The organism is Microcystis sp. BLCC-F209, from assembly GCF_041928595.1.
GTDB lineage: Bacteria > Cyanobacteriota > Cyanobacteriia > Cyanobacteriales > Microcystaceae > Microcystis.
In genome coordinates this window covers 1-4,400 of record NZ_JBHFLL010000255.1, presented here as the reverse complement: position 1 = coordinate 4,400, position 4,400 = coordinate 1, and the positions used below count along the sequence as shown (strand labels likewise).

Below are 4,400 nucleotides of genomic sequence, written 5' to 3'. Positions count from 1 at the left end.
GGAGTGGCTTGAGAAGCTCTTTCATTAGTTTTGGGAAAATTGTTAGCATGGCTTATTCACATTTATTGGTGTACATTTACTTTGTTTTCTTATCTATAATATCAAATTTTGTACCACTTTTTTCCACGTTCAACACTTCTGAGACAAAGCCTCGAAATTTCTAGTAGCAGGATTGGTCAAAAACAAAACCGCATCGGAAATCAACCCTTGTCACCGAAAAACTTTTCCCAGAGATTCCCCCTGACCAAAGAAAAACCTTTACTTGTGACAAGGTCAAAGAATTTTATGGACATCAAGAGTTGAGCCAGACACTAGGCTCAGATTTTTATTTTGCTACTCCTTATCATTCTTGGGAAAGGGGATTAAACGAGCCTAATAATAGACCATTAAGACAATTTTCCCAAGGGAACGCATTAGAAAATCCTTAAACCAGAGCAGATAAAAAGAGCCGTAAACTTAATTAATAATCGTCCTCGAAAATGTCTTGACTATCCTACCCCGAATGAGGTATTCTGTGAAGGTAGATCAGACAGTGATGCAATTCAGACTTGAATTGGCGGATTGTATAATATGAATTCTCCTGCACCTGTGCCGACACCCTTTCAAGTTGCTTTAGAGCGTTACCAGAATGCTCTAAATTATTTAGATACTTCTCATAATAAATCTCTGAAAAAAGCACAGGCTTTAAAAATTATTGCCGCCAGAGATGCTCTTCATAAACAAATGGAAGCTGAGGCGGAAATTTCCGTTGATATGTCGTCAAAATTAATCGAACAAGATAATAGATTAAAACAGAAAAGTTACAAAATTACTCAAGTTCTTGACTTAGCTGAATATCGGGAGACTTTACCTATTTCTGCTCAGGCTTGGTGGTGGCATTTAGAAAGTAGGGAATCTCTGCATCCTTGCAATCGCTTTGATTGGCTATTGAGAATCGTTAAACTGGTTTTATTAGGGGTTAATTTTACATTAATCGGAACGATTGCTACTCGGTTTCTTAGTGGTGGTTCAGGTTTGCTAGAAATAGGAGGTGTTATTTTTTCGACTTTCATTTCTTTATTACAAACTGAAAATGCTCTCACACGGACGCGCCAGAAGGGTTTTGTTAAGTTAATGAAATTGCTTGGGATTGCTGAACATTGGTATGAAGAAATACAGTTTTCTGTAACAGTAATAGTCTTTGCTATTCTCTTGGGAATTTATCTAAATTTCTCTTGGTTTTCTGAGTTTTATAAGCAAGAAGGCAACCGTTTACAATCTCCTCCGCCAGCAAGTCAAGAATTTCCTAATTTAGCTTCAGCCGAAGAGAAGTATTTAAAAGCGATTGAGTTAGATCCAGATAATCTAGATGCTCATTATAAGTTGGCAACACTTTATGAAGAGTTACAGGATTTGACTAATGGGAAGAAACACTATTTAATTGCGGCAAAAGGTGGTTTTATAGATGCTTATAATAATCTCGCTTATTGGTATCTGCGCGATAATAAGAATGCAGAAGCAGTAGAGTTACTGGAAAAAGCTAAGAGATTATTAGCAGAAAAAGATGAAAAACTAGACCAATTTACTGAAGAGGAGAAACGCAATTTAGCAGTACAAAAATATAGTATTTATAAAAATCTAGGCTGGGCCAGATTTAAGCAAAATCGCAGTGAAGATGCAGTTCCTAATCTTTTAGTTGCTATTGGTATCGCTGAAAATCCAGCTTATCAGAAATTTATCCGCAATCCCGGTGCTGCTTTTTGTATTTATGCTCAACTTTTAGAAAAAGAAGACAAGAAATTATCTCAGGAAAATTGGCGTAAATGTCTTAATTTAGCTCAAGGGAGGGAAATTAATACAGAGGAAGAACAATGGTTATATGAAGCGAGAAAAAAATTAAAGTGAAGTAAAGTTTAGTGACTATTCTCTGAGTAATGCGCTAAATCCTTCTTGCTGAAAATGCTTATCAAAGGTTAATATTTCAGAGATTTCCAGTTGTCTCATAATCTGCATGGAAGCACAATCAGTTAAACTGTATCCTTTATCTAATCGTCTTTGGTAAAAATCAAAAGCTTGCTGAAATTGTTCACTGGTTTGGGGAATGATTATGGTTTTGCTGTCATTGCGTAAATCATGAGTTAGACGAATAGCTGATTTACGCAAAAATTCCCCTCTACTGCATAAAGCATTGAGTAATTCTGTCAGAACCATTTCACTGGTAACACCTCTAAAGTTACCCAGTCTTGCTACCATACTTATAGCAAGTCTATGAGCATTATCTCCTCTATCAGCTAACGCTTTTAAATAGAAGGTATCTAAGAAAATTTTTCTCATTCTTCCTCATCTTCTCTCGGTGCGCCGTACATATAATGTTCCGCGTTACGCGCAAAGTCTCTGGGAAAGTGTTTTCGCCATTCTGATTGGGGAACAACGTTACCAATCTCAACAATTCTTTGCCAAAAAGGTTTTTTGCGAAATTCTGGGTCATTTTCTAGTGCATCCCATTTAGCATCGAGTTCTTCCATTGATAACTCAGGCTCTTCGGATCTGTTAGAGGTTGAATGATTGTTTAAGTTAGTCATGATTAAAGGTTCCTTTTAGATTAAAGAGAATAAGTTAATGATAACCTAAATTATCTGGTCAGGTAAATGTTTTGCGAAAATTTGTTTCATTCTTCCTCATCTTCTCTCGGTGCGCCGTACATATAATGTTCAAAATTACGCGCAAAGTCTGTAGGTAAGTGTTTTCGCCATTCTGATTGGGGAACAACTTTACCAATCTCAACAATTTTTTGCCAAAAAGGTTTTGCTAAAAATTCTGGGTCATTTTCTAGTGCATCCCATTTAGCATCGAGTTCTTCCATTGATAACTCAGGCTCTTCGGATGTGTTAGAGGTTGAATGATTGTTTAAGTTAGTCATGATTAAAGGTTCCTTAGTGATAATAGGTTACTTTTATCATAGCATTTTCGAGTTGGAGCGAGGTACGGAGATTATCGAGGGTAATTAACCACAGAGACACAAAGAACACAGAGATTATTCACCGATGTTATAATTTATAATGATGATGGCAAGAGAGCCGAATGTTTAACTGAAAGCTTGACATTATTTTATGTACAGACTATATTATATTTATGGAATAGAATATTATATTTGATCCAGATTTTAGGTTCTGGTTTTATCAACAAGAACAGGGACTTCAAAATGAAGTATTTGCTGTTTTAACTGTATTGATGAAACTTGGACCAGCACTGGGGAGACCACGAGTTGATACCATTGAAGGAGCTTCTTTTAAGAATATGAAAGAGCTTCGTATTCAGTATAAAGGTGAACCTTGGCGTGTTTTATTTGCCTTTGATCCTCATCGACAAGCAATTTTACTTGTTGGGGGGAACAAGTCAGGTAACAAAAGATGGTACAAAGAAAATATTCCTATAGCAGATCAACGTTATCAAAAATATCTGGAAAAACTTAAGGAAGAAAAGTCATGAAAGAATATACCAACTTCTCGGAAGAATTTAATAAACTTTGTGGAGAACGACAAGCAATTATTAAAGCAAGAGCTTCCCAAATTTATCTGGAGGAACTTACGCTTAAGTATTTGCAGGAAAAACTAGGTTTATCTTTATCAGAATTGGCAGAGCATCTTGAAGTACAGCAATCAATAGTACCTAAACTTAAACAAGAGCAAAATCTAGAGCTAAATACACTGCGCGAAGTAGTTAACGCCTTAGGTGGAATTGTCAAAATTCCCAACAAAGAACCTATAATTATTGGTGACTATTCAGAAACGAAGTGTAATTAACCACAGAGACACAGAGGACAGGGAGATTATTTGCCAATGTTATAATTTGTACTCAATAATAAAGGTGTTCGCTTTTGGAACACAATATTTAAGATGGAATTAACGGGAAGACTCCATGAAAGCTATAAAGCAAAAATCTTAAATTGGTAAAAGTCTAATCCGAAAAATACGATCTGTTACTGACACAATTGCTCCCGTCTTTAATGCTTTTGTACAATCTCGTAAAACTATAGTTAAACGCTGATTAATTAGATTGTAGTTTTCATTGCCTAAACCGAATAGGATGACACTTAGTAAATTATCACCACTAATAGCGAGAAGTTGAGAAAAATCTAGATCTACAGTTAAAATTATCCGCTTTTCTCTTTTTGCTTTGGCAAGAATTTCCTGATCAGATAAAGTTTGTAAGCCTTCATCTCGAAGATGAACGACATCATAACCTTGTTCTCTTAACCATGAGACTGTACGCAGAGAAATCAGGGTAAGCTCATCTAATTTGGTATAAATTGTACTTGACAAAGATTTCTGAATAGGGTAATCAAATCGCCATAGCACCGTCCCGCACTGCCAGTACCCAGACTTAGCCGCTGCTACCTCTGTATAATTTATAATTAGCCT

7 protein-coding genes and 1 pseudogene are annotated in these 4,400 nt (G+C 36.0%); 4 read left to right on the top strand and 4 right to left on the bottom strand.

Annotated features, from left to right (window positions below; all coding sequences use genetic code 11):
* Positions 1 to 142: 142 nt before the first annotated feature.
* Positions 143 to 552 (top strand): annotated as a pseudogene (locus tag ACE1AQ_RS16145) (IS30 family transposase); the annotation flags it as partial.
* Between the two features lie 18 nt (positions 553 to 570).
* The gene (locus tag ACE1AQ_RS16140) at positions 571 to 1,884 is read left to right on the top strand and encodes a tetratricopeptide repeat protein (RefSeq protein WP_110546097.1); all 1,314 of its coding nucleotides are present in this window, start codon (positions 571 to 573) and stop codon (positions 1,882 to 1,884) included.
* Positions 1,885 to 1,899: 15 nt separating this feature from the next.
* On the opposite strand, the gene ACE1AQ_RS16135 is transcribed toward ACE1AQ_RS16140, so the two are convergent.
* The 3 genes from ACE1AQ_RS16135 to ACE1AQ_RS16125 all read right to left on the bottom strand — a co-directional run bounded on the left by ACE1AQ_RS16135 (position 1,900) and on the right by ACE1AQ_RS16125 (position 2,899).
* Positions 1,900 to 2,313: a type II toxin-antitoxin system VapC family toxin gene (locus ACE1AQ_RS16135; protein WP_002797269.1), complete on the bottom strand. Its 414-nt coding sequence runs from the start codon at positions 2,311 to 2,313 to the stop codon at positions 1,900 to 1,902.
* Complete coding sequence (locus ACE1AQ_RS16130; protein WP_008202961.1) at positions 2,310 to 2,561, bottom strand: hypothetical protein; 252 nt, start codon at positions 2,559 to 2,561, stop codon at positions 2,310 to 2,312. Before ACE1AQ_RS16130 ends, ACE1AQ_RS16135 begins: the two co-directional genes overlap by 4 nt.
* A gap of 86 nt (positions 2,562 to 2,647) precedes the next feature.
* Positions 2,648 to 2,899, bottom strand: coding sequence for a hypothetical protein (locus ACE1AQ_RS16125; RefSeq protein ID WP_002791108.1), 252 nt, complete (start codon positions 2,897 to 2,899; stop codon positions 2,648 to 2,650).
* Between the two features lie 224 nt (positions 2,900 to 3,123).
* On the opposite strand from ACE1AQ_RS16125, the gene ACE1AQ_RS16120 reads away from it, so the two are divergent.
* The gene (locus ACE1AQ_RS16120) at positions 3,124 to 3,468 is read left to right on the top strand and encodes a type II toxin-antitoxin system RelE/ParE family toxin (RefSeq protein WP_043997200.1); all 345 of its coding nucleotides are present in this window, start codon (positions 3,124 to 3,126) and stop codon (positions 3,466 to 3,468) included.
* Positions 3,465 to 3,782: an XRE family transcriptional regulator gene (locus tag ACE1AQ_RS16115; protein WP_008202964.1), complete on the top strand. Its 318-nt coding sequence runs from the start codon at positions 3,465 to 3,467 to the stop codon at positions 3,780 to 3,782. The genes ACE1AQ_RS16120 and ACE1AQ_RS16115 overlap by 4 nt, the downstream gene beginning before the upstream one ends.
* Before the next feature lie 138 nt (positions 3,783 to 3,920).
* Here ACE1AQ_RS16115 and ACE1AQ_RS16110 read toward each other — a convergent pair whose 3' ends face one another.
* Positions 3,921 to 4,289 carry a DUF5615 family PIN-like protein gene (locus ACE1AQ_RS16110; protein WP_110546098.1) on the bottom strand — a complete coding sequence of 123 codons (369 nt, stop codon included), beginning with the start codon at positions 4,287 to 4,289 and terminating at the stop codon, positions 3,921 to 3,923.
* Positions 4,290 to 4,400 lie beyond the last annotated feature (111 nt).